Origin of the sequence: uncultured Aquincola sp. (genome assembly GCF_964001545.1) — a bacterium.
In the GTDB taxonomy this organism is placed as follows: Bacteria; Pseudomonadota; Gammaproteobacteria; order Burkholderiales; family Burkholderiaceae_C; genus Aquincola.
Map to the genome: position 1 here is coordinate 1 of NZ_CAXFDV010000485.1, position 4,607 is coordinate 4,607.

Consider the following 4,607-nt stretch of genomic DNA (forward strand, 5'->3'; position numbering starts at 1 on the left):
CGCATCAGCAGGTCCATGTTCAGGCTGCCGAGCACGACGATGGCTGGGCTGGTCAACGTGCTGCTCATCGCGCCGCTCCACTGGAAGCCCGCACCCGCAGCTCGGGCTGCAGCACCACCTTGCGTGCATCGGCGCGGCGCCCTTCGATGCGTTCGAGCAGCATGTCCACCGCCAGCGCCGCGATGCGCTGCTTGGGCTGGGCGACGGTGGTCAGCGGCGGGCTGCTGAAGCGGGCCAGCTCGATGTCGTCAAAGCCCACCACCGAGATGTCGCCCGGCACGTCCACGCCGCATTCATGCGCGGCGCACAGTGCGCCCAGCGCCATCAGGTCGTTGGCCACGAACACGGCGCTGGGCCGCGGCGTGTGGCGCAGCAGCGCATGCATGCAGGCATAGCCGCTTTCGCTGGTGAAGTCGCCATGCCACAGCAGCTCGTCGCCCTCGGGCTCGGTGGTGTGCCCGTTGCCGGCGCCGATCTCGGCCAATGCCAGCCGCCAGCCGGCGATGCGCTGCTCGCTGGGCACCAGGCCACGCGGGCCGCCGATGCAGGCGATGCGCCGGTGGCCCAGCGTGGCCAGGTGGCGGGTGGCCAGCAGCGCGCCGTTCATGTGGGCGGTTTCCACCAGGTCGCAGGGCAGGGTGTCGATCTCGCGGTCCAGCAGCACCGTGGGCATTTCCAGGCCGGCCAGCAGCGCGGGCAGGCCGGCGTCGTCGCCGCTGCTCACCACGATCAGCCCGTCGATGCGGCGCTGGGCCAGCACCTGCAGCACCATGCTCTGGCGCCGCGGCTCATCGTCGGTGTTGCACAGGATGAGGGTGTAGCCGGCGCCGAAGCAGCGGTCTTCGGCCGCGCGCACGATCTCGGCGAAGTAGGGGTTGGAGCTGTTGGGCGTGATCATGCCCAGCGTGTGCGTGGTGTTGCGCTTGAGGCTGCGGGCCACCGCACTGGGCACGTAGCCCAGCGCGCGGATGGCTTGTTCCACCCGCTCGCGCCCGTCGGGGCTGACGTGCCGCGTGCCGTTGACCACGTGCGAGACGGTGGTCACGGACACGCCGGCGCGCAGCGCCACGTCCTTGATGGTGGCCATGGGCTCAGGCTCCGCGGCGGCGCTGGCGCAGCGTGTCGACGATCACCGCCGCCACGATCACGCAGCCGGTGACCACGCGCTTGCTGGGCTCGCTGGCGCCGATCTGCGCCAGGCCGGCTTCCAGCACCGCGATGATGAGCACGCCGAAGAAGGTGGTGACCACCGAGCCGCGCCCGCCCATCAGGCTGGTACCGCCGATGACCACTGCGGCGATCACGCGCAGCTCGATGCCCTGGCCCGCATTGGGGTCGGCCGCTTCCAGCCGCGCGGCCTGCATCAGGCCGGCCAGCGCAGCCAGCAGGCCGGTGAGGGCGAACACCGCGATGCGGATGGGCCGCGGATCGACCCCGGCCAGGCGCATGGCTTCTTCATTGGTGCCGATGCCCACCACGCTGCGGCCGAACACCGTGCGCGTGAGCACCAGCTGGCCGACGATGACCAGCAGCACCGCGATGACGAAGGCCATCGACACATTGCCCAGCCAGGGCTGGGCCAGCCAGGAGATGCGCTCGCCCACGTACTGCGTGCGCGAATCGGTGACCAGGTAGGCCGCGCCGCGCACCACTTCCAGCATGCCCAGCGAGACGATGAACGACGGCAGCCGGAAAGCCACCGACACCGAGCCCAGCACCGCGCCGCACAGCACGCCGGCGCCCAGGCCCAGCAGCGCCGCGGCCGGCACGCTCCATTGCCACTGCAGGATGGCGGTGGCGCTGAGCGCGGCGCTCAATGCCAGCACCGAGCCCACCGACAGGTCGATGCCCGCCACGATGAGCACGAAGGTCATGCCCACCGCCATCACCGCCAGCGCAGGGATCTCGTTGACGATGGCGATGAAGGTGTCGGCGCTGAAGAAGTAGTCGCTGAGCGTGCTGAACAGCAGCACCATGGCCACCAGCACCGCGGCCAGGCCCAGGTAGGTGGCCAGCTCGCTGCGCAGCGCGCCGCTGCGCGTGGGGGTGAGGTTGGGGCCGGAAGGGGCGGAGGAGGTCATGCAGGCTCGCTCAGGGTTGCATCGTCGGCCGGCACCGCGGCCGAGAAGGCCGCCGCGAGCAGGGATTGTTCGGTCCATTGGCCGCGCTCGAAGGTACGCACCAGGCGGCCGCCACTCATCACGCCGATGCGGTCGCACAGCGCCATCAGCTCGCGCAGGTCGCTGGACACCACCAGCAGCGCCCGGCCTTCGGCGGCCATGCGTTCCAGTTGGCTGTACAAGTCGGCGCGGGCGCCGATGTCCACGCCGCGGGTGGGTTCGTCCAGCAGCAGCACTTCGCAGTTGCGGTGCAGCCAGCGCGCGAAGATCACCTTCTGCTGGTTGCCGCCGCTCAGCGCCGCCACCGGTTGTTCTTCGTTCGTGCAGCGCACGCGCAGCGTTTTCACCAGCTGCTGCACCAGGCTGCTTTCCCGGGCGGGCTTGAGCCAGCCGCTGGCCGACACCGCGCCCAGGTCGCTGAGCGTGGTGTTCACGCGGATGGATTGCGGCAGCAGCAGGCCTTCGGCCTTGCGGTCTTCGCTCACCAGGCCGATGCCGGCCTTGACCGCCTGCACCGGGTTGCCCCAGCGGCGCGCCGGTCCGCCGTCGATCGGCAGCAGTTCCACGCTGCCCGCATCGGGCTGGTCGGCGCCGTAGATCAGGCGCAGCAGCTCGGTACGGCCCGAGCCCACCAGGCCGGCCAGGCCCAGGATCTCGCCGCCGTGCAGCTCCAGGCTGGTGGGGCGCACCACCTGGCCACGCGCCAGGCCCTGCACCCGCAGCCGCACCGGGCCGGTGGGCCGGCGGCCGCGGCCGCTGTCTTCCACCAGCGTGCGGCCGATCATGCGTTCGACCAGTTCTTCTTCGCGCAGGCCCTGCATCGGCAGCACGTCCACCAGCCGGCCGTCGCGCAGCACCGCCACCCGGTGGGCGATGCGCTGCAGCTCTTCCAGCCGGTGCGACACGTAGACGATGGACACGCCCGCGGCCACCAGCTGCGCCACCTGCTCGAACAGCCGGTCGGTCTCGCGCGGGGTCAGCATCGCGGTGGGCTCGTCCAGCATCAGCACGCGGGTGTCGTCGTGCAGGTTGCGGGCGATTTCCACCATCTGCTGATGGCCGATGCCCAGGCGCGAGACGGGCGTCCACGGGTCCAGGTCTTCCAGCCCGATGCGGGCCAGCTGCGCGCGGGCGCGCTGCGCCATCTCGCCGCGCCTGAGCCAGCCAGCGGTGTGGGGCAGGGCGCCCAGCAGCAGGTTCTCGGCCACGGTGAGCGTGGGCACCAGGCCCAGCTCCTGCAGCACCATGCGCACGCCTTGGCGCTCCGCGTCCCGCCGCGAGACGGGGGCGTAGGGCTGGCCGTCCAGCGTCATGCGGCCGCGGGTGGGGTTCACCAGCCCGCAGACGATCTTGGACAGCGTGCTCTTGCCGGCGCCGTTCTCGCCGGTCAGCGCCAGCACCTCGCCGCGTTGCAGCGTGAGGCTGACGCCGTCCAGCACGGTGGCGGCGTAGTCCTTGCCGATGCCTTCCAGCGTCAGCAGCGGCGTGCGCTCCATGGCCTGCAACCTCGGCGGTTTACTTGCTATCCTTGGTGACCAGCACCACGTCGGTCTTCACTTCTTCGGGCATCTGGGCCTGCGGGGTCTTGGCGGCCAGGGCCTTGAGCGCGGTCTCGATGCCGAACACCGCCTGCTTGGCGGCGTACTGGTCGGCCGTGGCCAGCACGCGGCCGTCCTGCAGCATGGGCTTGATGGCGCTGATGTTGTCGTAGCCCACCACGGCCACCTTGCCGGTCTTGCCGGCGGCCTTGACGGCGGCCACGGCGCCCAGGGCCATGCTGTCGTTGCCAGCCAGCAGGGCCTTCAGGTCGGGGTGCTCACGCATCATGCCGGCGGCCACGGTGTTGCCCTTGTCGATTTCCCACTGGCCCGACTGCACGCCGACCACGGTGACGCCGGCGGCCTTCATCGCGTCTTGATAACCCAGTGTGCGCTGCTGCGCATTGAAGGTGGTGGACACGCCTTCGATGATGCCGACCTTGTCGCCCGCCTTCAGCGTCTTGGCCAGTGCATCGCCCACCAGCTTGGCGCCGGCGCGGTTGTCGGGGCCGACGAACGGCACCTTGATGCCCTTTTCCTTCAGCGCGGCCTGGTCGAAGCGGTTGTCGATGTTGACCACCAGCACGCCCTTGTCGATGGCGTTCTTGATGGCCGGCACCAGGGCCTTGCTGTCGGCCGGCGCGATCACCAGCGCATCGACCTTCTGGGCCACCATCTGCTCGACCATGCGGATCTGGGCGGCGGTGTCGGTCTCGTCCTTGATGCCGTTGGCCACCAGGGTGTACTTGTCGGCGTTGTCCTTCTGGTGGGCCTTGGCGCCTTGCTCCATGGTCAGGAAAAACTCGTTGGCCAGCGACTTCATCACCAGCGCGACCTTGGGCTTGTCGGCCGCATGGGCAGCCGGCAGCAGCGCGGCGGACAGCACCAGCGCGGCGGAAGCGCCGAACACCTGGGCGCAGCGGCGGCGGGTGAACAGGGAAGCAGCGGA

4 protein-coding genes are annotated in these 4,607 nt (G+C 70.4%); all 4 read right to left on the minus strand.

Annotated features, from left to right (window positions below; all coding sequences use genetic code 11):
* Nucleotides 1–64: 64 nt before the first annotated feature.
* From ABNT58_RS16580 to ABNT58_RS16595, 4 genes are read right to left on the minus strand one after another with little or no spacing between them, the layout of a single operon-like run.
* Entirely contained in the window at nt 65–1,087 is a 1,023-nt protein-coding gene (locus ABNT58_RS16580) for a LacI family DNA-binding transcriptional regulator (RefSeq protein ID WP_348754555.1), read from the minus strand.
* A 4-nt stretch (nt 1,088–1,091) separates the two neighbouring features.
* The gene (locus tag ABNT58_RS16585; RefSeq protein ID WP_348754556.1) at nt 1,092–2,081 is read right to left on the minus strand and encodes an ABC transporter permease; all 990 of its coding nucleotides are present in this window, start codon (nt 2,079–2,081) and stop codon (nt 1,092–1,094) included.
* Nucleotides 2,078–3,616 carry a sugar ABC transporter ATP-binding protein gene (locus ABNT58_RS16590; RefSeq protein ID WP_348754557.1) on the minus strand — a complete coding sequence of 513 codons (1,539 nt, stop codon included), beginning with the start codon at nt 3,614–3,616 and terminating at the stop codon, nt 2,078–2,080. Before ABNT58_RS16590 ends, ABNT58_RS16585 begins: the two co-directional genes overlap by 4 nt.
* Nucleotides 3,617–3,635: 19 nt before the next feature.
* The gene (locus ABNT58_RS16595; protein WP_348754558.1) at nt 3,636–4,547 is read right to left on the minus strand and encodes a sugar ABC transporter substrate-binding protein; all 912 of its coding nucleotides are present in this window, start codon (nt 4,545–4,547) and stop codon (nt 3,636–3,638) included.
* Between the last annotated feature and the right edge of the window lie 60 nt (nt 4,548–4,607).

Coding starts and splice junctions, on each gene's coding strand:
- ABNT58_RS16590 (WP_348754557.1), bottom strand. CDS start 3,616: ATGGAGCGCACGCCGCTGCTGACGCTGGAAGGCATCGGCAAGGACTAC.
- ABNT58_RS16580 (WP_348754555.1), bottom strand. CDS start 1,087: ATGGCCACCATCAAGGACGTGGCGCTGCGCGCCGGCGTGTCCGTGACC.
- ABNT58_RS16585 (WP_348754556.1), bottom strand. CDS start 2,081: ATGACCTCCTCCGCCCCTTCCGGCCCCAACCTCACCCCCACGCGCAGC.